The 22979-nt window shown below is 43.1% G+C and carries 25 protein-coding genes and 1 pseudogene; 14 read left to right on the forward strand and 12 right to left on the reverse strand.

Features of this window, described 5'->3' with window-relative positions; translation table 11 throughout:
- Positions 1–40: 40 nt before the first annotated feature.
- Positions 41–991: a patatin-like phospholipase family protein gene (locus tag KCV09_RS00190; protein WP_004935221.1), complete on the forward strand. Its 951-nt coding sequence runs from the start codon at positions 41–43 to the stop codon at positions 989–991.
- A 14-nt stretch (positions 992–1005) separates the two neighbouring features.
- Here the strand turns inward: KCV09_RS00190 and KCV09_RS00195 are convergent, their stop codons facing one another.
- Positions 1006–1584, reverse strand: coding sequence for a DJ-1/PfpI family protein (locus KCV09_RS00195; protein WP_004935223.1), 579 nt, complete (start codon positions 1582–1584; stop codon positions 1006–1008).
- Between the two features lie 269 nt (positions 1585–1853).
- On the opposite strand from KCV09_RS00195, the gene sbmA reads away from it, so the two are divergent.
- Entirely contained in the window at positions 1854–3056 is a 1203-nt protein-coding gene (gene sbmA, locus KCV09_RS00200) for a peptide antibiotic transporter SbmA (protein ID WP_212515355.1), read from the forward strand.
- Positions 3057–3119: 63 nt separating this feature from the next.
- Here the strand turns inward: sbmA and KCV09_RS00205 are convergent, their stop codons facing one another.
- From KCV09_RS00205 to KCV09_RS00215, 3 genes are all read right to left on the reverse strand, one after another.
- Positions 3120–3311 (reverse strand): hypothetical protein, encoded by a 192-nt coding sequence (locus KCV09_RS00205; protein WP_055415053.1) that lies wholly within the window; start codon positions 3309–3311, stop codon positions 3120–3122.
- Positions 3312–3455: 144 nt separating this feature from the next.
- A complete protein-coding gene (locus tag KCV09_RS00210; protein ID WP_088459336.1) occupies positions 3456–3983 on the reverse strand; it encodes a chromate transporter in 528 nt (175 codons plus the stop codon).
- Complete coding sequence (locus KCV09_RS00215; protein WP_111812212.1) at positions 3980–4549, reverse strand: chromate transporter; 570 nt, start codon at positions 4547–4549, stop codon at positions 3980–3982. The genes KCV09_RS00210 and KCV09_RS00215 overlap by 4 nt, the downstream gene beginning before the upstream one ends.
- A 103-nt stretch (positions 4550–4652) precedes the next feature.
- Between KCV09_RS00215 and KCV09_RS00220 the strand changes: the two genes are divergently transcribed.
- Entirely contained in the window at positions 4653–5576 is a 924-nt protein-coding gene (locus tag KCV09_RS00220) for a LysR substrate-binding domain-containing protein (RefSeq protein ID WP_212515356.1), read from the forward strand.
- On the opposite strand, the gene KCV09_RS00225 is transcribed toward KCV09_RS00220, so the two are convergent.
- A complete protein-coding gene (locus tag KCV09_RS00225; protein WP_212515357.1) occupies positions 5566–6321 on the reverse strand; it encodes a DUF4850 domain-containing protein in 756 nt (251 codons plus the stop codon). The genes KCV09_RS00220 and KCV09_RS00225 overlap by 11 nt on opposite strands.
- Before the next feature lie 131 nt (positions 6322–6452).
- Between KCV09_RS00225 and KCV09_RS00230 the strand changes: the two genes are divergently transcribed.
- The 4 genes and pseudogenes from KCV09_RS00230 to KCV09_RS16440 all read left to right on the forward strand — a co-directional run.
- Complete coding sequence (locus KCV09_RS00230; protein WP_212515358.1) at positions 6453–7532, forward strand: DUF1176 domain-containing protein; 1080 nt, start codon at positions 6453–6455, stop codon at positions 7530–7532.
- A 36-nt stretch (positions 7533–7568) separates the two neighbouring features.
- Positions 7569–8339 carry a hypothetical protein gene (locus KCV09_RS00235; RefSeq protein ID WP_212515359.1) on the forward strand — a complete coding sequence of 257 codons (771 nt, stop codon included), beginning with the start codon at positions 7569–7571 and terminating at the stop codon, positions 8337–8339.
- Between the two features lie 81 nt (positions 8340–8420).
- Positions 8421–8933, forward strand: a complete 513-nt coding sequence (locus KCV09_RS00240; protein ID WP_212515360.1) for a hypothetical protein — start codon at positions 8421–8423, stop codon at positions 8931–8933.
- Between the two features lie 100 nt (positions 8934–9033).
- Positions 9034–9138: pseudogene (locus tag KCV09_RS16440) on the forward strand (IS5/IS1182 family transposase); the annotation flags it as partial.
- Here KCV09_RS16440 and KCV09_RS00245 read toward each other — a convergent pair.
- From KCV09_RS00245 to gatC, 4 genes are all read right to left on the reverse strand, one after another.
- Entirely contained in the window at positions 9134–9772 is a 639-nt protein-coding gene (locus KCV09_RS00245; RefSeq protein WP_212515361.1) for a hypothetical protein, read from the reverse strand. The pseudogene KCV09_RS16440 and the gene KCV09_RS00245 overlap by 5 nt on opposite strands.
- Positions 9773–9900: 128 nt before the next feature.
- Positions 9901–11388 carry an Asp-tRNA(Asn)/Glu-tRNA(Gln) amidotransferase subunit GatB gene (gatB, locus tag KCV09_RS00250; protein ID WP_212515362.1) on the reverse strand — a complete coding sequence of 496 codons (1488 nt, stop codon included), beginning with the start codon at positions 11386–11388 and terminating at the stop codon, positions 9901–9903.
- Positions 11388–12866 carry an Asp-tRNA(Asn)/Glu-tRNA(Gln) amidotransferase subunit GatA gene (gene gatA / locus KCV09_RS00255; protein ID WP_151808603.1) on the reverse strand — a complete coding sequence of 493 codons (1479 nt, stop codon included), beginning with the start codon at positions 12864–12866 and terminating at the stop codon, positions 11388–11390. Before gatA ends, gatB begins: the two co-directional genes overlap by 1 nt.
- A 52-nt stretch (positions 12867–12918) precedes the next feature.
- Positions 12919–13230, reverse strand: a complete 312-nt coding sequence (gene gatC / locus KCV09_RS00260; RefSeq protein ID WP_004922268.1) for an Asp-tRNA(Asn)/Glu-tRNA(Gln) amidotransferase subunit GatC — start codon at positions 13228–13230, stop codon at positions 12919–12921.
- Positions 13231–13360: 130 nt separating this feature from the next.
- Here gatC and KCV09_RS00265 point away from each other — a divergent pair, with 130 nt between their 5' ends.
- The 6 genes from KCV09_RS00265 to KCV09_RS00290 all read left to right on the forward strand — a co-directional run bounded on the left by KCV09_RS00265 (position 13361) and on the right by KCV09_RS00290 (position 18114).
- On the forward strand, positions 13361–14401 hold the full coding sequence (locus KCV09_RS00265) for a rod shape-determining protein (RefSeq protein WP_004935270.1): 1041 nt from the start codon (positions 13361–13363) through the stop codon (positions 14399–14401).
- An 18-nt stretch (positions 14402–14419) separates the two neighbouring features.
- On the forward strand, positions 14420–15277 hold the full coding sequence (mreC, locus tag KCV09_RS00270; protein WP_004935273.1) for a rod shape-determining protein MreC: 858 nt from the start codon (positions 14420–14422) through the stop codon (positions 15275–15277).
- Entirely contained in the window at positions 15264–15755 is a 492-nt protein-coding gene (gene mreD / locus KCV09_RS00275; protein ID WP_004935277.1) for a rod shape-determining protein MreD, read from the forward strand. The genes mreC and mreD overlap by 14 nt, the downstream gene beginning before the upstream one ends.
- Positions 15743–16309: a Maf family nucleotide pyrophosphatase gene (locus KCV09_RS00280; protein ID WP_004935278.1), complete on the forward strand. Its 567-nt coding sequence runs from the start codon at positions 15743–15745 to the stop codon at positions 16307–16309. Before mreD ends, KCV09_RS00280 begins: the two co-directional genes overlap by 13 nt.
- Before the next feature lie 39 nt (positions 16310–16348).
- Positions 16349–17803, forward strand: a complete 1455-nt coding sequence (gene rng / locus KCV09_RS00285; protein ID WP_004945752.1) for a ribonuclease G — start codon at positions 16349–16351, stop codon at positions 17801–17803.
- A gap of 137 nt (positions 17804–17940) precedes the next feature.
- Positions 17941–18114 (forward strand): PA1571 family protein, encoded by a 174-nt coding sequence (locus KCV09_RS00290; protein ID WP_004935285.1) that lies wholly within the window; start codon positions 17941–17943, stop codon positions 18112–18114.
- A gap of 56 nt (positions 18115–18170) precedes the next feature.
- Here KCV09_RS00290 and KCV09_RS00295 read toward each other — a convergent pair whose 3' ends face one another.
- Positions 18171–19577: a WS/DGAT/MGAT family O-acyltransferase gene (locus KCV09_RS00295; RefSeq protein WP_004935288.1), complete on the reverse strand. Its 1407-nt coding sequence runs from the start codon at positions 19575–19577 to the stop codon at positions 18171–18173.
- Between the two features lie 171 nt (positions 19578–19748).
- Positions 19749–20483, reverse strand: coding sequence for a phosphoadenylyl-sulfate reductase (locus KCV09_RS00300; RefSeq protein ID WP_004935291.1), 735 nt, complete (start codon positions 20481–20483; stop codon positions 19749–19751).
- A gap of 182 nt (positions 20484–20665) precedes the next feature.
- Here KCV09_RS00300 and thrH point away from each other — a divergent pair, with 182 nt between their 5' ends.
- Positions 20666–21283, forward strand: coding sequence for a bifunctional phosphoserine phosphatase/homoserine phosphotransferase ThrH (thrH, locus tag KCV09_RS00305; RefSeq protein ID WP_151815442.1), 618 nt, complete (start codon positions 20666–20668; stop codon positions 21281–21283).
- Positions 21284–21335: 52 nt separating this feature from the next.
- Here the strand turns inward: thrH and KCV09_RS00310 are convergent, their stop codons facing one another.
- Positions 21336–22766 (reverse strand): outer membrane protein transport protein, encoded by a 1431-nt coding sequence (locus KCV09_RS00310; RefSeq protein WP_111812222.1) that lies wholly within the window; start codon positions 22764–22766, stop codon positions 21336–21338.
- Positions 22767–22979: the final 213 nt, after the last annotated feature.

Raw genomic sequence — 22979 nt, forward strand, 5'->3', positions numbered from 1 at the left:
TTGCCAAACAAAAAAAACAGGATAAAGGTTTTTTATTGCAATGAGATGTCTGTCTATTCTACTGTTTGGATTTTCCCTGATACTTGCAGGGTGTCAACACGCACCCGTAGAAAAACATCAACCGATTGCGCAGCCTTTACTAGAAACACAGCGCGATCAGGTCGCAGCTTCCTTTGCATCGATCAAGCAGCAACGTCCGGTTGTGGCGCTGGTCTTAGGCAGTGGTGGTGCGCGTGGCTATGCACACATTGGCGTGATTGAAGTACTTGAACAGCATGGTATCCGTCCAGATTTTATCGTGGGCACCAGTGCAGGCAGTATTGTGGGCGCGATTTATGCCAGCGGAAAAACATCGAGTGAGTTACGAGATATCGCGCTTAATTTAAAAGTGGGCGATGTGCGTGAACTGACCCTCGATAAAAAAGGCTTTTTTGATGGTAAAAAAGTTGAGGATTATGTCAATCAGCAAGTTAATCATCAGCCACTCGAGCACATGAAAATTCCGATGTTTGTAGTGGCAACCGAGCTTAAACAAGGCAAACAAACCATTTTTAATCAGGGCAATACCGGGCAAGCCGTCCGAGCGTCAATTTCGATTCCGAGTATGTTTGTACCTACAAAAATTCAAAATAAAGAATATGTCGATGGTGGACTGGTCAGCCCTGTACCGGTCGAAGTTGCCCGATCACTCGGTGCAGACGTCGTTATTGCAGTCGATATTCTGGCACAGCCCATCCATACAGAAACCACCAACATCTGGGGACTGTTTAACCAGAACATTAATATTATGCAAAACCGTTTAGCGGATGAAGAACTTAAACATGCTGATATTGTGATTCAGCCAGAACTTTATGAAAAAGCACATATCTTTGATGTAAAAGAACGTGAGGCCACCATTCAGGCGGGCATCAATGCTGCACAAAAAAAATTAGATGCGATTCAAACGGCACTTGATCTGCATAATGTCGATGCGCAGGCCAAGCAGCCGTAAAAACAAAAATGGTATTAAAGCTGAACTGTTGCTCCCAAGGCTTTAATAAATTGTGCCAGCCACTCAGGATGGGCAGGCCATGCGGGTGCGGTAATCAAATGACCATCGGTCACGGCATCGGTCACGGAAATATCGGCAAAGGTTCCACCAGCCAGTTTAACTTCGGCAGCACAAGCGGGATAAGCCGAACAGGTTTTACCTTTTAAAACGTCTGCTGCTGCCAGAATTTGTGCACCATGACACACCGCCGCAATGGGCTTTTTGGCCTGATCGAAGGCTTGTACAATGGCAATTACGCGTGCATTCATGCGCAGATATTCGGGTGCTCGTCCACCCGGAATGACCAAGCCGACATATTGATCGGGTTGTACGTTTTCAAAATTATAGTTGATGGCAAAATTGTGACCGCGCTTTTCACTGTAGGTTTGTTCACCTTCAAAGTCATGAATGGCTGTGGCGATATGATCGCCTTCAATTTTATCAGGACATACCGCATGCACGTCATAGCCTAAAGCAGTTAAAAACTGAAAAGGCACCATGGTTTCATAGTCTTCCGCATAGTCACCAACCAGCATGAGAATCTGTTTTGTCATTTTAGGGTCCTGTTATGATTATGTATTGTGATTTTCGCTTTTATCATACGCTTTTTACGTTGCAAAAAAATGAGTTTTTGAGCTGGCTCAATGGCGATATTGTATGAAGATGCTTTGGTGCTTGCACTTGTTACAAAAAATGATTAAAAGAACAGGAAATTGGATCAATCTACAACGAGACGATCAATATCGTTTAGGTTAAATTTAAGTTTCGCGCTTTAGGCTTGATTCAAATGCGACGATTCGTCATGAAGGAATAAAAATTTACCATGTTTAAATCATTTTTTCCAAAACCGAAATGGTTTGTTTTATCCCTCATTTTTTGGTTTGGTATCAATCTGCTGCTGTGGTACTCGGGTGGAAAACACTGGGGCGAATTTGTTGGCTTTCCTAAGGGCTATGCCGATGCGGAGCTGGCGGTAAGTGTTGCACGTTTTTGGTCTCCCGCATTTATATGGTTTTATATCTGGTTTTTTATCGCAACCGCGCTTTTTGCTGGGTTCTGGAAAATGCTGTCAGACAACCCTTGGCAACGCTGGTCGATATGGGGAAGTGCATTTATTTTATTTAATATCTGGTTTGGCGTACAAATCAGTGTTTTGGTCAATGCGTGGTATGTCCCATTTTGGGATCTCATTCAGAGTATGCTGACCAATGGTGGCGGTAACATCATGGATTTGTATAAAGAAACCCTAGTTTTTCTTTATATTGCCATGGTGGGGGTAACGCTGGCTGTCGTGAATTCCTTCTTTACCAGCCATTACGTCTTTCGCTGGCGTACTGCAATGAATGATTTCTATACAGCGCATTGGGATAAGCTCCGCCACATCGAAGGTGCCTCACAGCGTGTGCAAGAAGACACCATGCGTTTTGCCACTATTATGGAAGACTTGGGAGTTGAACTGGTCAAGGCCATGATGACCTTGATTGCCTTTTTACCGTTATTGTTTCAGCTTTCCAAATATGTACCCGTCGTTCCGATTATTGGTGAGCTTAATCATTCGTTGGTTTGGGCCGCCATCGTTTGGGCAATATTTGGTACGGTACTTTTGATGGTGGTCGGGATTAAATTGCCTGGCTTGCAATTTAATAATCAAAAAGTGGAAGCGGCCTATCGTAAAGAGTTGGTCTATGGTGAAGATCATGCTGACCGTGCTAGACCCGCAACACTGAAAGAATTATTTAGCCGTGTGCGTACAAATTACTTTCGTCTTTATTTTCATTATGCTTATTTTAACTTGACTGCGACTTGGTATGGTCAGTTAGATATTCTCTATAATTTGGTTGTGTTATTTCCATCGATTGCAGCGGGTAAACTAAGTCTCGGTTTGATCAATCAAATCGGTGGTGTGTTTGGTAAAGTACGTGATTCATTCCAGTATTTAATTAATTCGTGGAAAACGATTATTGAGTTGCTTTCTATTCGTAAGCGTTTAAAAGCATTTGAATCAATTTTGGATCAATCATCTTGATTAAAAAAGCCTTCATTACAATGAAGGCTTTTTTAATGTTTAAAGCGTTGTTTGATATTTGATTTAGCGGCGGTTATCCCATCCACGATGATCATAACGTCCACGGTCATCCCATCCACGATGGTCTCGATCATAGCGACCATGGCCATCTCGATGATGAGGACCATCATAACCAAATGGATCGACTACACAGCCTGCTGTGAGTACGGTTGATGTCACCAGAACGCTTGCGAGTATCGCTTTTAATTTAGTCATATTTACACCCTTGACCTTGTTTTATAGGTCTATGATGCGACATGCCTAGCCAGAGAGTAGGGAGAAATGAGAGGAGTTGTGTGAAGAACCATTCACACTGTGTACATAAAATATCGTGATGCTACTCTTGTTGGCAAAAGTGAATCATGAGCCAAGAAAGACAACTCCTAAGCCCGCACCACAGATCATGATCCATAACGGATGAATTTTTTTGACCAGTCCCATTGCCGCAGTCAATACCACAATCGCAATCAGAAACATATTTTGTGCTGATGCATCTGCAATCAGCCATGCACTGACTAAAACCAGACCGACTGTAATGGGTTTCAATGCCTGCTCAAAACGACCACGTAATGGATGCGCTTTAAATCGATCCCAGAATTTTAATGCATATACAGTGATAATCGATGAGGGGCCAAATTTTGCCAATGAGGTCACCAGCAAGCCAGCTGGGCCTGCAACATGCCAGCCAATCAAGGGGATAATCATCATATTTGGGCCGGGTGCCGCCTGTGCCATGGCAAATAGCGAACTAAATTGCTCAGCCGTCATCCAGTGATGCACATTCACTACCTGATGCTGCATTTCAGGCAAAATGGCATTACCTCCACCAAAGGCCAATACAGACAATTGCGCGAAAACACCTGCTAAAACCACCAAAACCGATATCATGCTTTTCGAGCTCCCAAAATGACAAAATTGATGACCAGTAAAATCAGTAAAGTGAGCGCCAAAGGAATTTTCACGATCAGCATACATATAAACGTCAGCACGATGGTCAGGGCAGTTAAGTAACTTTTCATGATCGGGCGTAGCATTTTTAAACCTGTGGCAAACAGTAATCCGGCCGCGGCTGCAGCAAGGCCTTGAATCATGTGTCTTACAGTTGGAAGATGTTGAAAGTGTTCATAAATTTGATACAACCCCAGCACAATCAAAGTGGGTGCTGAAATGAGCCCTAAAATTGAACTGAACGCACCTTTTACGCCTTGAAATTGCATCCCGATGGCAACAGACATATTAATAATATTGCCTCCGGGAAGAAGCTGGCACACTCCGAGTAAATTGGTAAATTGTGCTTCATCGAGCCATTTCTGGTCTTCAACAATCATACGATGTGCCAGCGGTAATACTCCACCAAAACCCATAAGCCCAAGTTTCATAAACCCCATAAACAAAGCCTTACAACTGGGCGTAGATGTCTGTTCACTGGCTATTGGCATGGCGTGTACTTTCATTAAACCCTCATACTGTTGAATCTTTGATAGACATAGCATGAGCCGATCATGGTATATTTACAAATGCTATTTTTGCCATTAAACATACCGAAAAGGTATAGCGATGATTGATATTCATAAACTCAATGCCTTTGTGGCGGTGGTCGAGGAAAATAATATTTCCAGAGCAGCACAGCGTCTGCACATGCAGCAACCGCCTCTTACACGACTGATTAAAAGCCTTGAAGAAGAGCTTGAAATTCAGTTGCTTAAGCGACTGCCTCGTGGCGTTGAAGTAACTGAAGCCGGCAGAGCACTGTATGAAGAGGCACTCACCATTTTGGCACATGCACAGGCCATTCCCAGACGAGTACAGAGCATTGCACAGGGTAAAGCTGGACAGCTCAATATTGGCTTTACCAATTCGGTCGGCTTACATCCATTTTTACCTGCATTATTACGTCGATATCGTGATCAGTTTGCTCAGGTCTCGATTCATCTAGAAGAAGAAAGTAGCGGTGCGCTCATCGATTCAGTCATGAACGAGAAACTGGACATTGCATTTTTAAGAAAACCGGCCCCTGTAAGGACCGAACTACACAGTGTGCATGTACTGAACGAACCTCTCATTGTGGCTTTGCCAACGAGCCATCCTTTGGTAGAACATCCTGATACGATTCGTTTAATTGACCTTGAACCTTTTGAGTTTGTTTTATATCGGCGTCTTGCGGGTCAGGATTTGTTTGACAATATTTTAGCCAATTGCTATCAGGCTGGATTTAGCCCGAATATTATTCAGGAAGCGCCAAGGCTTACATCGAGTTTAAACTTGATTGCCGCAGGCATTGGGTTGTCGATTGTGCCAGCATCCATTCAAGATTTCTGGAATAAACAAATTGTTTATCGGTCACTCGAAGCAAAAAAACCATGTATTGCACCAATTTATGCAATTTATCGGGCCAAAGACAACAATATCCGTGTGACGCATTTTTTGAATCTGTTGAAAGCCAGCCAGTCATTTGAAAATATAGTTAATATTAATGAGTAAACTGATAGAAATTTAAAATCGGGCCAACCAAATGTTGCTGTGATTTATCTAACGTGACTTTGATTTCTCGAAAGTTAAAGTCGCCATCATCACGATATTTTGCGACGCCATGCGTTTTATTATTCAGCTTCGGAATCTGATAACTAAAGAAAGCGCTATGTCTGGATGGATGTACCACATTCAACAATTTCTGTGAGTCTTTATAACCGCCAAATTCATTTTCTATGCTTTCTTTTAATAATTCTGGAAAATACAGGCTGGCATAGGGCATACCGCAACCAACACAAACTGAAGAATCGTAAAGCTGAATGGCTTGTTTTTGATTTTTGCTCATCAACAATGCTGAACCTGTACCATTTGCCCCAGCATTTGCTTCGATATCTTGCCAATCTTTTGGAACCAGTACCGTGCCAATTTCAGGTAGTCCGACCAATTTAAGTTGCTTTGCTAGATTAGCACCTAGCTTAAAATCAAAATGACAGGTTTTTGCTGTACACGATTTAAAGCCTTTTAACAGTCCATCATTGACGGGATTAGGTGCAGTAACACCATAAAAAGGAACGCGAACATCATTGCTAAAGGAGACTTCACCCAATGCATATATTTGATTCATTGCTTGGCGTTGTTTAGCTGTATTTGAAAATTGAGGAAAAGACGGCTTAAACGTGGATACTTCAGCATGTGTCAATGGAAGCCAAAGTATCGAGCCTAAAGAAAGAATCGTTTTGATGATCAATTTTATCATTATAAGGATAGATCCCAATAAAATAGCTGTTTTAAAGCTAGCATATTTTTAATACAAGCGTGTATGACTGTTCCATTCAAAAAGGTTTTAGAATGATGGATAGATTCATAATAAGTTGATGAGAATTCCAAATGATCCAACTAAAAAAAATAGTGTCAGGTTGTAGCTTTATGGCAATAAGTTACTTTGCCTTTGCACAGGATATTCAGGGCACTGCCTTTACCCATCAAAACTGGGAGGTGTATTGTTCAAATACTGGAACTTGCCGTGCCGCGGGTTATCAAAGTGACGACGGTCAGCAAAATCCAGCATCGATTCTACTTACTCGGGCGGCAGGGCCAAAGCAGCCTGTACGCGCACAATTTGCGCTAGCAAATGGCGGCGAGGATAGCTTTGTTGCCAATCAAGTCAAGAATATTCATTTTTATATCAATGACAAAGATTTGGGTGCTGTCGCCGTGAAAGGGGTTGAATCGCCATTGATGGGCACGCTTTCGGCTGCACAAGTGAATGCATTGCTCAAACAAGCTTCGCATAAAACCAAGATGAGCTTTAAAAATTCGCATTACGTTTGGAATATTTCCGATGCAGGTATGACCGCCGTACTGCTTAAAATGGATGATTTACAAAAACGTATTGGTACCACGGGGGCTATCGTCAAAAAAGGCAGTGCAAATGAATCGAATGTATTAATGCCTCAGCCTAAGTTAATGATTAAAAAGGTAAAAACAGCCGATCAGCCATATCTCACCCTAAAACCCAACACCAAACAATATCAAAGCCTGCATACACGCTTGTTAGCTTCAAATCCAAAACCAAAAGAAACCGATTTTTGTGAAGGGATTTATAACGGCGCCGACAATGGTGCAAAACCTCAACCTATTCAGTTGTATAAACTCACCAACGGTAAAGTTTTGGCTACAACCTTGTGCGTTCGCGGTGCATACAACGAAGGCTATGGCGCATGGGTATTAGACCAGTCATTGCAAGGGCAGACCACGTATGTGACCGAATGGGCAACCGACATTGCTTCTGGTGAAATCAGCAGTGCGTTTAAGGGCAGAGGAATTGGCGATTGTTGGTTAGAGCAGTCATGGATTTGGGATGGACAACGCTATGTACAAAATCAAAACAGATGGACAGGGATGTGTAAAAATATTGCGGCTGGTGGTGTTTGGGAACTCGATCAGATTGAAGCAGTGGTGAAATAATTAAACTGTGAACGTAAAATAGCCAAAGGAAACAACATGCTTAAGCATAAGATTGGTTTGGGTGGAATAATTTTAATGGGGGCATCTGTCTGCTTGAGTGGCTCTGTTTTTGCTGCACCTTTACAGATTCTCGATTTCAAAACTGAACAACTTAACCAAACCACTCAAGATCAACTTTGTACACAACTCAAAAACCTATGCAAAAAAGGGGTGCAATGGAGAAGCCTAACAACTCCAGACCAGAATTTGTGGGTTTTATCGAATCGTAATGATGTTGCACAATTTAAGCCGACAGCGATGGATTATAAATTAATTCGACAGTGGAATATCGTGACAGTCGCCAGCGAAGACGATGATCAAAAACAATATGTATTTCCTAAACTTTTTCCACTGACTCAGCAGCGTTATGCGATTGCAATCATCGATCAGCTTTCAGAAATGTATTCGGGTGGTGGCGCAAAAATAGAACAAGCCAGTTTTTATGAATTAAAAGATTCAGGTCAGGCACATCGCTTTATTAAAAATTATCCATTTAGTTTTAGTCGTATGGTTCGAGCCTGTTTTTCAGAGCAGGACTATGCAGCTTCAAAAGGGCGTTGTCATGATGAAGATGGCTTGAGTTTGGATATTCGGCCACTCAAGCCGATGCTATGGCAATTTCGTTATCGCTATCATTTAGATGTATCACCAGCATCCGATTCGGGTGAAAAATCTTATAAAGGTAGTCGCGACTTAAATATCGATTTAAATCGAGTACCAAAGCAACCCAATATTCCTGAAAATTGGAATTATACCGGTCAGGGTTAATTGTGATATTTACAGCCACCTAACAGATTAAATAAAACAAAATATGCTAAAAGTAGGCAATTGCAGATTGGAGTAAAACTTATGTTGCAGCGTCGTGATTCATTATTGGAGCAGAAACGTTCTACCATTGCGTGTACATTTACACTTGTAGCGGCCATGTTTGGAGCAACTCAAATGGCAAATGCTGGCCCTGCGGTGGATCAGTTGAGTGATTGCTTGGTGAAATCGACCACTGCAGCCGATAAAACGACGGTGTTACAGTGGACTTATGCGGCGTTGTCGGTGCATCCCGATTTAAAAGCATTTAGTAATGTGAGTGCTGAGCAAAAAGATCAGCTTGACCAAAAGCTTGCGCAAGTGTTGCAACGAATTATTATCGATCAATGTTCGGCACAGACCAAAAATGTGATTCAAACCGAAGGCTTACAGGCAGTGGGGCAGAGTTTTCAGCAATTGGGGCAAAATGCAGGTGAAGAGATTGTAAAAGATCCGGCAGTGAAACAGCAGTTACAAGGAACGCTTCGTTATATCGATTTAAACAAAGTGGCGATGACGTTTTTGACACCGGGTTTATTAAATAAAATTGGATTGTAGTCTTAAAGACCCGTATTAATTAGGTATAGATGGTCTTGTTGCACAAAGCTATTCTTGGAGGTTTATTCAGCAACATAATTGCCACATGAAGAAGCCCTCACCTAAGACTCAACTGTATGCATAACCACAAGGCAAGCACGGACGAAATCAAACTTATTTCGATACAGCGATTATGCAATATAGCCAGTCTAGGTCATTAATTAAATTTTTAACTTTAGAAAAAAGAGATCATTGATTTGATCCCATTCAAAGTTATAGTTATTATTAAGACAAATATCAGGGCCGTATGGTCTAGGTGTTTTGTATTGGAGTGGTTTTCCTGCTGTGTAATCTTTGCCGTGACGAAAGTCGAAGTCAGCTGTATCTTCTGAATATTTATTTTGATTAAAATAATGTGAATGATCAGTGGCAAGAATGAAATAACAAAGCTCTATTCCTTGTTCTTTATAAAGCTCTAAGTTTGAAATATCTTTAAAAACATCATAGCGATTATTTGGTTCACGGTGATTCTTTCTCTTAAAAAATTTGAGTTCGATAGCTGCCTTAGTTAAATTTTTTTCATCTTTATATTCTATTAAAATATCTACTCTTGCTTTATCTGTTCCACTTTTAGCACTTTTCTTGTTTAAAGAAATGTATGTTTCAAATTCAAGATGAAACTTATCATTGAGGCGAAATTCGTATAATTGACCTAATGTCTTTAAAATATATCCAAATTCAAGCTGAAATGAGCTTTCATTTCTTGTAGTTAGACCTCCGAATGCAAGTTTATGTGTTAATAGCTTATACGCTGTTTCAATAATTTCTTCGGCTAGTTTAATTTGATTTTCTTTTAGCATTTTATGAAGCCTAAAATATATTTTATTCAACAATAAGAGATATTGAAAAATCAAAAACCCGCTCAAACCAACCATTAGATTTTCAGGTATGTTTGATTAAAGCGGGTTTTCTTTGAAACTAGATTAGCTTAACCAATCAATTTCTTCATTAATTCATTCACTTGAGCAGGATTGGCTTTGCCTTTTGAAGCCTTCATCACTTGACCTACAAGGCCATTAAAAGCTTTCTCTTTACCAGACTTATACTCTTCAACCATTTTTTCATTGGCTGCAAGTACGTCTTTAATGATGGCTTCAATCGCACCTGTATCGGTTTCTTGCTTTAAACCTTTGTCCTGAATGATGGTATCGGCAGATTTGCCTTCATCCCACATAAAGCCAAAGACTTGTTTTGCAATTTTACCGCTGATGGTGTTATCGACAATACGTGCAATCATGCCACCCAATTGCTCAGCAGACACAGGTGAATCTGCAAGCTCTAAGCCAGCTTTATTTAAAGCCCCAGAGAATTCACCCATTACCCAGTTTGCAGCAATTTTACCGTGTGCTGCACCACCAGCCGCTGCCACAACCGCTTCATAAAAATCGGCCATTTCACGAGACAAGGTAAGGACATGCGCATCGTATTCGGTAATTGCAAATTCAGCAATAAAACGTTCACGGCGTGCAGCAGGTAGCTCCGGCATGGTCGCTTTAATTGCTTCAATTTGCTCATCTGCAATGATTACAGGCAACAAATCTGGATCTGGGAAGTAGCGATAGTCGTTCGCTTCTTCTTTAGAACGCATTGAGCGGGTTTCCATTTTGTTTGGATCAAACAAACGGGTTTCCTGATCAATCGTGCCGCCCCATTCCAAAATTTCCATCTGACGCTCAATTTCGACATTGATCGCTTGCTCGATAAAACGGAACGAGTTGAGGTTTTTCAGCTCACAGCGGGTACCAAATGCATCGCCCGGACGGCGTAACGATACGTTACAGTCGGCACGGAATGAGCCTTCCGCCATGTTGCCGTCGGAAATCCCTAACCAGCGCACAAGCGTGTGAATCGATTTGATATACGCAACTGCTTCTTCGACCGAGCGCATATCTGGTTCAGATACGATTTCGAGCAATGGCGTACCGGCACGGTTTAAGTCGATACCCGACATACCTTCGAACTGGTCATGAATCGATTTACCGGCATCTTCTTCCAAATGCGCACGCGTTACGCCGATGCGTTTGACGGTGCCATCTTCAAGCTGGATGTCGATATGGCCCAAGCCCACAATCGGATTGTCCATCTGGCTGATCTGATAGCCTTTTGGCGAATCTGGGTAGAAATAGTTTTTACGTGCAAATACAGAAGCCTGATCGATATATGCATCGATGCCCAAGCCAAAGCGGATCGCAAGATTCACCACTTCTTCATTTAATACTGGTAATACACCCGGCATGGCCAAATCGACCAAACTTGCTTGCGTATTCGGATCTTGTCCAAATTCGGTAGAAGAACCCGAGAAAATTTTAGATTGGGTTGCAAGCTGGGTATGAATCTCAATCCCGATTACCACTTCCCAACCATCAATCAGGTTCGACTTTGGCTTTTTTTGAGCTGCTTTTGAAGGATTATTCATTAGGCATTCTCCTCAGCAATTGCCGCACGTTGGGTGTGGAAGGTGGTGTCTTGTTGGTACTGATGCACAATTGAAAGCAATTGCGACTCAGACCAGTAATTACCAATCAGTTGTAAACCGACAGGCAGGTTGTTGTTGTCGAGGCCCACAGGCGCATTGATTGCAGGTAAGCCCGCAAGGTTCACTGCAAGGGTGTAAATATCGCCCAAATACATTTCAACCGGTGTGAGATCGGCACCAATTTTATAAGCTGTGGTGGGTGCAGATGGCGCAGCAATCACATCGACATTTTCAAATGCGTTTAAGAAATCTTGCTGAATTAAGCGGCGTACTTTCTGCGCTTTTACATAGTAGGCATCATAATAGCCAGCCGAAAGGGCATAAGTACCAATCAAGATACGGCGCTGTACTTCTGCACCAAAACCTTCTGAGCGTGAACGTTTGTATAAATCCATCAAATCGACCGGATTTTCACAGCGGTAGCCGTAACGTACACCGTCATAACGCGATAGATTCGATGAGGCTTCAGCAGGTGCAATCAGGTAATAAGTCGGTACATAGCTTTCAGTCATGCTAAGGTCAATCTCGACCAGTACCGCGCCCATCTCTTCCAGTTTTTTCAGAGATTCTTCTACGCGCGCTTTTACCTCGGCATCTAAGCCTGCCACATTGAAGTACTGCTTTGGAATACCAATACGCAGGCCTTTTAGTGCTGTTGCATCTAAGTTTGCTACGTAGTCATCAACGTCTTTTTTGACAGATGTTGAATCTTTGGCATCATGACCTGCCATCACATTCATAAGGTAAGCGCAGTCTTCGGCTGAGCGTGCCATTGGGCCGCCCTGATCTAGCGAAGATGCATAGGCGATCATACCAAAGCGTGATACACGGCCATAGGTCGGCTTTAACCCTGTTAAACCACAAAACGACGCCGGCTGACGAATAGAGCCGCCCGTGTCTGTACCAGTGGCAAACGGAGCAAGGTCTGCGGCCACGGCAGCTGCCGAACCACCCGATGAACCGCCCGGTACACGGTCGAGTGCCCATGGGTTACACGTTGCACCAAAGTAGGAGCTTTCTGAAGTTGAGCCCATTGCAAACTCATCCATGTTGAGTTTGCCCAAGGTCACTAAACCTGCTGCATTGCCTTTGGCAACCACTGTGGCGTCATAAGGCGAAATAAAGTTGTCGAGCATTTTAGAACCGGCAGTGGTTTTAATGCCTTTGGTACAAAAGATATCTTTGTGTGCCAATGGAACGCCAGTGAGGAAGCCAGCGTTGCCAGCCTGACGCAAGGCATCGGCAGCATCGGCCTGTGCCAGTGCCTGTTCGTGGGTCACAGTGACATAACTTTTCACCTGAGCGTCGATTTTGTCGATGCGGTTCAGATAATGTTGCGTGAGTTCGCGGGAAGAAAATTGAGCTTGGCCTAGACCCTCGGCGAGCTCACGAACAGATAAGCGGTGTAAATCGGTCATAAGTAAAAATTCTTTACGTTCAAAATTGTAAGCAATTTAAGTAGCGAGAGTATTATTCGATTACGCGAGGAACCAGATACAGTCCAGCTTCGGTTGCTGGAGCAACTGCTTGATATTCTTCACGATGATTAGTTTCCGTTACCGCATCTTGGCGCAACGGTTGCGCGGTATCAAACGGACTCTTTAGTGGCTCAACACCATCAGTATCGATACTTTTTAAGCTTTCCATCATGTCTAAAATTTTATTTAGACTTTGAGCATATTCGGCAGATTGCGTATCATTCAGCGACAATCGAGCAAGATTGGCGATTTGCGATACGGTTTGTGCATTTAAATCTGAATGCTGAGCATCCGATGTAGACATAACATCACCTAAGTCTGTATGAAAATTTGCAAATAATGTGGCTTATAATAAGCGATTGACTTGTTCAAAGCATCACATTTAGTTAAAGTTGCCAACTTGCGTCCATATAAAGTTTAACTGAGAACGACCCGTGATTCTAAAACGACTAATTGGCTTGTTTTCGCCAGATCTAGCCATTGATTTAGGTACAGCAAATACACTTATTTATGCACCAGGCCGAGGCATTATATTAAATGAACCGACTGTTGTGGCCATTCGTCACAGTGGCTCACAGAAAATTGTTGCTGCTGTAGGTCTTGATGCTAAACAAATGTTAGGTCGTACACCAGCCAATATTTCCGCGATTCGTCCAATGAAAGACGGTGTAATTGCCGACTTTGAAGTGACCGAGACCATGCTGAACCAGTTTATTGGTAAAGTCCACGAAAAGCGTTTATTCCCACCTGCACCGCGTGTTGTGGTATGTGTACCGTGTAAATCGACACTGGTCGAGCGCCGTGCCATCCGTGAAGCGGTATTTAATGCAGGTGCGCGTGATGTTCGTTTGATTGAAGAGCCAATGGCTGCTGCTATCGGTGCGGGTATGCCCGTCGAGCAAGCCTGTGGTTCGATGGTGGTCGATGTTGGTGGTGGAACTACTGAAATTGCGATTATTTCATTGCAGGGTTGTGTCTATGCCGATTCGTTACGTATTGGCGGCGATGTATTTGATGAGCAAATTATTCATTATGTACGTAAAGCGCATGGCTGTGTAATTGGTGAAACCACCGCTGAAATTATCAAGAAAGAAGTGGGTATGGCCATTGCCGACGACACTAAACTTGAAATTGAAGTGCGTGGTCGTAATTTGGCAGAAGGTGTGCCACGTTCAATTACCGTGACCTCTGACGAAGTGATGCAAGCTATTGCAGATCCATTACAAAGTATTGTCAGCGCGGTTAAATCTGCACTTGAACAAACACCGCCAGAGTTGTCTTCAGATATCGCAGAGCGCGGTATTGTGCTGACTGGTGGTGGTGCGTTGCTACGTAATCTTGATAAATTACTCGCGCAAGAAACCGGCTTACCTGTGGTGGTTGCAGAAGATCCACTCACTTGCGTAACCCGTGGTGGTGGCAAAGTGCTTGAATTTTTTGATAATCCAAACCATGACATGCTTTTTGTAGGCTAATCCAATAGGAACGAGGCGGTGCAACCGAATCTTTTTTCAAGACAACCGCCATCTTTTCGCTCCTTTATTATTGCAGTGATTACAAGTGTGGTGGTGCTGTTTTTTAACTGGCGCATGCCACACGTCATTCAGCCTGCAAGGGATGTCTTGAATGCAGCGTATAATCCAATTTATGCGCTGGCAAGCTATCCGGTATTGTCGCGAGAGTGGCTCAATCAACAAACCAAATCTGAAGCTCAATTACGTCGTGAAAATACTGCGATGCAAGCTGAATTGCTTCAGGCACAGGTTCGTCTGCAAAAACTATCCGAGCTGTCGGCAGAAAATACCCGTTTACGTGGGTTACTCGATACGCCGTTGATTATCGATGGTCGTATGGAAATTGCGGAAGTGATCGGTACAGATGCAGATCCACTTCGTCATATCATTATTATTAACCGTGGTGCAAATAGTCATCTAAAAGTCGGACAAACCGTACTCGATGACAAAGGTATCATGGGACAAATTATTAATGTCTATCCACATAGTTCCCGTGTCATGCTGCTATCAGACAAAGAACATTCCTTATCGGTTCGGCTTGAGCGCACAGGTATGCGTGCAATTGTCACTGGTACTGGCGATTTGGGACGTCTGAAAATGGAATATGTGGCAACAAGTGCCAATATTCAAGTAGGCGACAAAGTTTATAGCTCTGGTTTGGGTGAGCATTTCCCTGCGGGATATTTGGTTGGCACTGTATCTCAAGTTCGTCGTCACAATTCGGGCGAGTTTGCCGAAATCGATGTAACACCTGCGGCTCAATTGGCCAGCGGTCATCATGTCGTGGTACTGTTTTCGGAATCTTTGGCGATGGAGCAACCGTATGCCGATCGCTAAACTCAGTGTAAAAAAATCTAAAGATCCATTATTGGTGATCGTCCTATCGATTGTGATTGGCTCGGTGCTAATGGTGTACCCGTTATCGTATGACATTTCGGGATGGCGCCCACTGATCATGCTGATGATCATGCTATTTTGGGTACTGTGTCAGCCTACATGGTGTGGGGTATGGTTTGCTTTTGCGTTGGGTATTTTTACCGATTTACTGCTCGATGCACCATTGGGTTTAAACGCGTTAAGCTTTGTACTGATCACCTTTTTTGTGCGCTACTTTACCCGTGAACGCCGGATTTTAACTTTTTGGAATATCTGGACGCTTGCTGGATTGGCGATTTTAGCTCATCTTTTGTTTATCTGGTTTGCACAAACGCTAGGTGATATGCGCTTTTCACTGGCACGACACTGGCAACCGCTTTTGACCAGTATCTTATTTTGGCCTGTTGTGTACTATTGTTTAAAACGATGGCGCATTTAATACTGGCTTCCAGTTCCCCCAGACGACACGAATTACTCAGTCAACTGGGGTTGACCTTTGAGGTGCATGCACCAGATATTGATGAGTCTGTTCTCGATCATGAGCAGGCACATGACTATGTTGAACGTTTAGCCGTCGAAAAAGCCCATACGATTTTACGTCAATTTCCTGAATCAATTGTGATTGCTGCTGACACAAGTGTGAGTGTTGATGGTAAGATCATTGGAAAACCAGAATCAAAACAACATGCATTTGCGATTTGGTCTGAACTCTCAGGACGTCGTCATGAGGTTTTGACCGGACTCTGCGTTGCAACACTACATCAGCACGAGTCGCTTTGTGTGCGCACCGCCGTCGAATTCCAGTCGCTCAGTCTGACTGATATGGAGCGCTACTGGGCTACAGGCGAACCCATCGGTAAAGCAGGCGGATATGCCATACAAGGAATTGCTGCGCAGTTTATTCCGCGTATAGAAGGTAGTTATACCAATGTAGTGGGCTTGCCTTTGCACGAGCTAACACAGTTATTACAACGAGTTAAGGCCTTAAATTAACTCTGAAACAAGAATTTTTATAACGCTTTGAGTTTTTTTATGTCGGAAGAATTACTTATTAATGTCACGCCCATGGAGTGTCGGGTGGCATTAATTCAAAACGGAACAGTAAACGAACTATTTGTTGAACGTACTGTTAAACGGGGCTTGGTGGGCAACATTTACATGGGTAAAGTTGTGCGCGTTTTGCCAGGAATGCAGGCTGCCTTTGTCGATATCGGTTTGTCCCGAACTGCTTTTTTACATATCAATGATATGGTCTGGCCACGCGCGCAACCTACGCCAAATGTATTTGAGTTGCTACATCCGGGGCAGGTTCTCACGGTTCAAGTGATGAAAGATATGCTGGGAACCAAAGGCGCGCGCCTAAGCACTGATTTATCTATTCCTTCGCGATATCTGGTCATGATGCCATACGGCCATCATATAGGTGTGTCGCAGCGCATCGAAGCAGAAGAAGAGCGTGACCGTTTAAGAGGCATCATTGAGCGCATTCAGGCCGAGCAAAAGTTGCCGGGCAGTGTGATTGTACGCACAGCAGCCGAAGGAGTCGATGAAGAATCGATTGTTCAGGATATGCGTTACTTGGCCAAACTCTGGGAGTTTATTCAGCGTAAACAAAAACAGGCTGTAGTTCCAAGCTTGATTTTTGAAGAGCTGCCGCTTCCACAACGAGTGATTCGTGATCTGGCCAATGAAGACACTGCAAAGGTTTATGTGGATTCTCGGGAGGTTTACACCAAACTCAGCGAATTTATCGACGAATTTGTACCTAATATTAAAAATCGTCTGATTCACTATCCGGGTGAACGTCCGATTTTTGATTTGCACAATGTCGAAGAAGATATTCAAAAAGCCTTACAAACACGTGTTGCGCTTAAGTCAGGTGGTTATCTGATGATCGATCAGACGGAGGCCATGACCACGATTGATGTCAATACTGGCTCATATGTGGGTGGGCGCTCACTTGAAGACACTGTGTTTAAAACCAATATGGAAGCAACGCAAGTGATTGCACGACAGCTACGGTTACGTAACTTAGGTGGAATTATTATCATTGATTTCATTGATATGCAGGAAGCGACGCACCGCGAAGAGGTCATGAACCAGTTTCAAAAGATGCTCGAACGCGATCATGCCAAGACCAAGATCACGCAAGTGTCTGAGCTCGGTTTGGTTGAAATGACCCGAAAACGTACGCGTGAGTCGTTAGAGCATTTACTTTGTGAATCGTGTCCGACCTGTCAGGGACGGGGGTATGTCAAAACAGCCGAGACGGTTTGTTACGAGATATTTCGAGAAATTTTACGTTACGCGCGAGCTTTTGAATCACAGAGTGGCTTTACTGTTGTCGCACATCCTTCAGTGATTGACCGGCTACTTACGGCAGAAGCGCCAGCCGTCGCGGATCTTGAGCATTTCATCACGCGTGTCATAAAATTCCAAGTTGAAAATTTATACACGCAAGAGCAATACGATATCATTTTGAGTTAAAGATGTAACAAGATTTCGCTTAATCCTTGTTACAACTGAAATTTTACTTTTATTGGCGAATTTTCAATACTAGGGACACAACGTAGCCAAAGACTTTTCTCCCATATTAGTCTTAGCAAATATAAGGGGTCTCTCGCATGAATGTTAGTGAAAGAATATTAACTCAAGGTTTAAAGCATATGATCGACAGCAAAACGGCTGCATCTTGTTATATGGTAGATGATCAAGGTAAAGAAGTTCAGATCACAACCGCAATGATCCGTAATGTGTGCCATCAATTACTTAAACAATGTCGTACCATTAAAAACTAAAGGGCTATTTCAGCCCTTTCGTTTTGTTTGTAATGATCAGAATAACAATAAAGAGATTAGGACGCCGCGGCGTCTTTTTTAACGTCGGTAATAGCGCTTAAATCCGCATCATTGTTTGCAATCACTGCTTCGAAGCGCTGAATTTCATCTTCCAAATGTGTTAAAAGGTTTTGCATACTTGGTAAGGCATTACGGCAAGCGATCAGACCAACTTCAAGTTTGTCTAAATAGCTGGTCATGGTGATATTGAGCGCCTGACCGTCTAATACAATTGAGGCAGGGTACAATGCATCGAGCTTGGCGCCATTCCAGTACAGTGGTTCGCGTGGTCCTGGTACATTGGAGATGACCAGATTAAATGCCTGACGTTTTGGCATAATCCCTGACAAGATATTTAAGCCTGCAGGACCATAAACCACCGCACTATAGTTAAGAATCTGGTCACTGGTCATACGCTTAAAACGCTGTTTCGAGTTTTGTACACTACGACGAATAATTTGCAAACGTTCAAGCGGATCATTTTTATGCGTTGCCAAATTGGCCAGAATCATGGTGATACGGTTACTGGTATCGGAATCATCATCTCGAACAGAAGCGGGAACCATCGCAATGAGCGGCTTTGAAGGCAAGCTGTTGTGACTAAGTAAATATTCGCGAAGTGCGCCCGAGCAGACCGCCAAAATCACATCATTAATGGTCACGCCTAAAGCTTTGGCAATATCTCGAAAGCGATCCAGTTCAAATGATTGCGCAGCAAAGCGGCGTGATGAACTCACGCGCTGATTTAATATCGAGCTAGGAGCCTGAAAGCTTGAAACATGATCGGGATTACGACCAATATCTTTAAAAAGCGTCTGTGAGAGTTCTTGCACTACGGTTGGTGTGGCCTGTAATTGTGTTTTGAGCCCCGTGATAATTTTTTTGATTTTACTGACTTTAGGTTCTTTTAGGCGTTTGGCACGTTTACCTTCGACACACCAAGGTGGAACAATACTTTTTTCATTCACATCGTGAGACAGAGATTTTTCAATCAGGCGCATACCTGCCACGCCATCCACCATGGCATGATGGATTTTAAAATACATGGCAAAACGATTGCCCTCGATCCCTTCAATAATATTACAGGTCCAAAGAGGTTTGGCACGATCGAGCAAGGTACTGTGTTCTTGTGAGATATACACCAGAAGTTCACGAATTCGAGCTGGATGAGGCAGCGCAACATGACGAAAGTGATGATCTAAATCGAACTCTTCATCTTCATCCCAAAACAAACCATTAAGTTTGTTATTGAATGGTGGAACGGGAATCGACTTTGAAATACGAATATCATTTACCAAATCTTGTATGAACGTCGCTGGTGCATTGTCAGGAATTTGGAATAAAAATAATCCCCCGACATGCATGGGCTGTTGTCTTTTTTCTAATGACAAGAAGATAAAATCAATCGGATGTAATGGGCGCATAGCGTGGATTGCCTCACTGCAATGATAATAATAACCCTGATATGAGCTATGTTTTTAGAATTATAGAACCGTACAACTAGTATATCGTTATTCGCCGACATAAATCTAACAAATTATGTTGAATAGCGAGTTCATAAAAAAACCACTGTAATAACAGTGGTTTTTTTTGAATTATTTATTCACATTACCGGCATGTAAACCACATTCTTTTTTGGTGGCTTCTTCCCACCACCAGCGCCCCTCACGCTCGTGCTGGTTTGGCAACACCGGACGGGTACATGGTTCACAGCCAATCGAGATAAAGCCACGTTCATGCAGCGGATTGTATGGAATTTCCATCATGCGAATATAATTCCATACATCGGCACTCGACCAGTTAGCCAGCGGATTGTATTTGATCAGCTGTTTGCCGGGGCCAGAAAATCCAGCATCCGCTTGAACAACGGGAATTTCGTTCCGTGTACCCGGACTTTGATCTTTTCGTTGACCTGTAATCCAGCCATCGAGTGTGGCCAGTTTCTTGCGAAGCGGTTGAACTTTTCGTATTCCGCAGCACTCAGTATGTCCATCTTCAAAGAAGCTAAACAAGCCTTTTTCTTTCACCAACTGCTGTACCGCATCCGATTCTGGAAAACAGATTTCGATCTCGATATTGTAATGCTTACGAACCGTTTCGATAAACTGATAAGTTTCAGGATGCAAACGGCCTGTATCGAGGCTAAAAACGCGAAACGGTTTACGCAAACGAGAGGCCATATCAATCAGCACCACATCTTCGGCGCCCGAAAATGAAATTGCAATTTCACCTTCTTGATTCAGTGCAAGTTCTAAAATTTCAGTTGGATACTTATCTGCATATTCGGTATTGAGTGCATCAACCAAATCGAGAGTAGGGATGGCGGTCATATAGGCTCCTGGCAACAGGCTTGGATGCGTATTATATAGCGCAGCGTTCTTTAAAGTGCCGAATTTAGAATAAATAAATCAACGATCTTGGGGTACACAATGAAATCTTCAACGATGACCCATTTTTGATCAGCTTAATGCTATTATACATCCATTTTTAAAACTGACAGTTGGAGTCTTCCATGGAAATCGTATGTCTTGATCTTGAGGGTGTTTTGGTTCCGGAAATCTGGATTAATTTTGCAAAAAAAACAGGAATCAAAGAGCTTGAAGCCACCACACGCGATATTCCGGATTACGATGTCTTAATGACTCAGCGTCTTAATATTTTAAAGCAACATGGTTTAGGCCTAAATGATATTCAAGCGGTGATCGCAGACATGGGGCCACTACCGGGCGCTAAAGAGTTTGTGGAATGGGTACGTACGCATTTCCAATTGATTATTTTGTCCGATACATTTTACGAATTTGCACATCCGCTTATGCAGCAACTGGGCTGGCCAACTATTTTCTGTCATAAACTCGAAACAGATGAAAAGGGGATGATCAGTGCCTATAAACTTCGTCAACCAGATCAAAAGCGCGAAGCAGTCAAAGCGTTGCATGGCTTAAACTTCCGTGTCATTGCTGCCGGTGATTCTTACAATGACACGACGATGTTGGGTGAAGCCGATCATGGTTTCTTGTTTGATGCGCCAGAGAATGTGATTGCAGAATTTCCTCAATTTCTAGCGATTCATGGTTATGATGCGCTGAAAGAAGCGATTCGTGCCGTATCGCAGCGTGACATTCCGGCGTAAAAACTGAACGATAAAAAAGGCGCTAGATGCGCCTTTTTTATTTGATTCGTGCTTAGAACTTGTAGCCAATTTTCATGCCATAGGCAATAGCATGATTATCACTGAACTCTGCTACATAGTCGCTGCTTCCAGCTTGTGCACCCGTCTGTGCTTTGGCATCACCCAGCCAGAAGTATTTTACCCCGCCTGCAATAAAGTAATTCGGTTGTGGGCTATATTGCACACCCAATCCGACATTCCAGTAGCCTTCGGTTGGTCCAAGTGTAGTGACCGGATTTCCAGCACCTGAATCCCAGCCCACAGAAACGTTGCCGGCCCACTGCTCATTAAGCTTGCGACCCACACCAACATTAGCAGACCACTGATCATCTGAGTATTCAACCAGATTAAAACCATTTGGGCGACTAATCAGCGGACCAACCGCTTCGGATACTTTGCCGAACTTGTAAGGTTGAATTGAAAAATCTTTCCAGTTGACCCAGCGTACATTGGCAAATGCAACGGTATTGGCCATGATTCCGGTTTGGAAATCAAGATTCACCGATTGAGGTGTAGTAATCGTGGTTTTACCATTGCTATTGATTGCTGCTAGTTGTGAACCAGATACACCCAAACCAGAAAGCACAGTTGTTAAGGCTGGAAAGCTGAGTAATGATAGATTTTCATCAATATTGACATCGTGATCAATTTCAGAGCGATAGGTCAAAGATGTCTTTAAGGCAATATCTGGAATTTGATAAGCAACACCAGCTAGCCAGCCTACGCCACTGGTTTCTTTAATATTGGCATCGTAGCCATTATACAGGCTGTAGGCTTGACCTCTCAGTTTTACGTTCCCCTTAACTGTTTGATAGACAGGGCCTGCATAGAAATTCCAGTTTTGGTTGGGTTGAAAGCCAAAAACAAAGGCTAAATTTTGTGAGTCAACCTCAACTTGAGTGGCACCACGACCTAAGAATCCACCTGCTGCAGTCAATGCACCAGCAAGCTGTTGAAACTGAGGGCTAGCTAAAACTTGCGCTCTAGCTACTGCGCGTGTTTGATCTGTGATGGGAATGTTTTGTGCTTTTAATGCTGCCTCAGCTCGGCTGGTGACAATATCATCAATTGCTTTGGCTGATAAAACAGAGTCGGTACCCGGATTCGATACGAACACATTATTGCCAGAATATTCTGCTTTGGCACCAAATGGCTGATCGTAAAGTAAACCAAATGAAAAATGATCGGCCACTTGTAGTTTGAGAACCGCGCTTGGGAAATAATAATCTTCCGCCATGTCGCCAATGTCACGACGTGTGGTGCTGCTTCCTGCTTCTTTACCCGAAACATCTGGATCTAGAATAGAAATGCCTGCTTCAAAATAATTTCCTGGTTGCAAGAATCCCGACATAGACTGACCCGAACGGTCTAGCGCTGCTGCAAAGGCGCCAGTCAGTGGTAAGCTTGCAAGTAATACAGCCGTACTTAAGTGTTTTAATTTCATTGTATTTTCCCTTGAACATCAATGTTTTATTATGGTGTTCCTTCATGGAACTGATGTTTAAACTTTTTCCTTTCGATCTAAATGCCGAAAATCAAAAAGTTACTCCGTGGTACAAAAATAACACAATTCACAGGCGTGTAAATGCTGGAAATGAACCAATTAGTATAAATTTTTCGCTTTACGCATCATTTATGATCTATATTTGATCAACTT

It is taken from the genome of Acinetobacter soli (assembly GCF_018139125.1).
Classification (GTDB): Bacteria; Pseudomonadota; Gammaproteobacteria; order Pseudomonadales; family Moraxellaceae; genus Acinetobacter; species Acinetobacter soli.

Bases quoted from the DNA above. Each gene is read 5' to 3' on its own strand.
- KCV09_RS00195 (WP_004935223.1), bottom strand. From the start codon at position 1,584: ATGACAAAACAGATTCTCATGCTGGTTGGTGACTATGCGGAAGACTAT.
- KCV09_RS00310 (WP_111812222.1), bottom strand. From the start codon at position 22,766: ATGAAATTAAAACACTTAAGTACGGCTGTATTACTTGCAAGCTTACCA.
- KCV09_RS00225 (WP_212515357.1), bottom strand. From the start codon at position 6,321: ATGATAAAATTGATCATCAAAACGATTCTTTCTTTAGGCTCGATACTT.
- KCV09_RS00215 (WP_111812212.1), bottom strand. From the start codon at position 4,549: ATGAAAGTACACGCCATGCCAATAGCCAGTGAACAGACATCTACGCCC.
- KCV09_RS00295 (WP_004935288.1), bottom strand. From the start codon at position 19,577: ATGCGCCCATTACATCCGATTGATTTTATCTTCTTGTCATTAGAAAAA.
- rng (WP_004945752.1), top strand. From the start codon at position 16,349: ATGTCGGAAGAATTACTTATTAATGTCACGCCCATGGAGTGTCGGGTG.
- KCV09_RS00205 (WP_055415053.1), bottom strand. From the start codon at position 3,311: ATGACTAAATTAAAAGCGATACTCGCAAGCGTTCTGGTGACATCAACC.
- KCV09_RS00245 (WP_212515361.1), bottom strand. From the start codon at position 9,772: ATGCTAAAAGAAAATCAAATTAAACTAGCCGAAGAAATTATTGAAACA.
- KCV09_RS00290 (WP_004935285.1), top strand. From the start codon at position 17,941: ATGAATGTTAGTGAAAGAATATTAACTCAAGGTTTAAAGCATATGATC.
- mreD (WP_004935277.1), top strand. From the start codon at position 15,264: ATGCCGATCGCTAAACTCAGTGTAAAAAAATCTAAAGATCCATTATTG.
- thrH (WP_151815442.1), top strand. From the start codon at position 20,666: ATGGAAATCGTATGTCTTGATCTTGAGGGTGTTTTGGTTCCGGAAATC.
- sbmA (WP_212515355.1), top strand. From the start codon at position 1,854: ATGTTTAAATCATTTTTTCCAAAACCGAAATGGTTTGTTTTATCCCTC.
- KCV09_RS00240 (WP_212515360.1), top strand. From the start codon at position 8,421: ATGTTGCAGCGTCGTGATTCATTATTGGAGCAGAAACGTTCTACCATT.
- KCV09_RS00300 (WP_004935291.1), bottom strand. From the start codon at position 20,483: ATGACCGCCATCCCTACTCTCGATTTGGTTGATGCACTCAATACCGAA.
- KCV09_RS00220 (WP_212515356.1), top strand. From the start codon at position 4,653: ATGATTGATATTCATAAACTCAATGCCTTTGTGGCGGTGGTCGAGGAA.
- gatA (WP_151808603.1), bottom strand. From the start codon at position 12,866: ATGACCGATTTACACCGCTTATCTGTTCGTGAGCTCGCCGAGGGTCTA.
- KCV09_RS00235 (WP_212515359.1), top strand. From the start codon at position 7,569: ATGCTTAAGCATAAGATTGGTTTGGGTGGAATAATTTTAATGGGGGCA.
- KCV09_RS00280 (WP_004935278.1), top strand. From the start codon at position 15,743: ATGGCGCATTTAATACTGGCTTCCAGTTCCCCCAGACGACACGAATTA.
- KCV09_RS00190 (WP_004935221.1), top strand. From the start codon at position 41: ATGAGATGTCTGTCTATTCTACTGTTTGGATTTTCCCTGATACTTGCA.
- gatC (WP_004922268.1), bottom strand. From the start codon at position 13,230: ATGTCTACATCGGATGCTCAGCATTCAGATTTAAATGCACAAACCGTA.
- KCV09_RS00210 (WP_088459336.1), bottom strand. From the start codon at position 3,983: ATGATATCGGTTTTGGTGGTTTTAGCAGGTGTTTTCGCGCAATTGTCT.
- KCV09_RS00230 (WP_212515358.1), top strand. From the start codon at position 6,453: ATGATCCAACTAAAAAAAATAGTGTCAGGTTGTAGCTTTATGGCAATA.
- gatB (WP_212515362.1), bottom strand. From the start codon at position 11,388: ATGAATAATCCTTCAAAAGCAGCTCAAAAAAAGCCAAAGTCGAACCTG.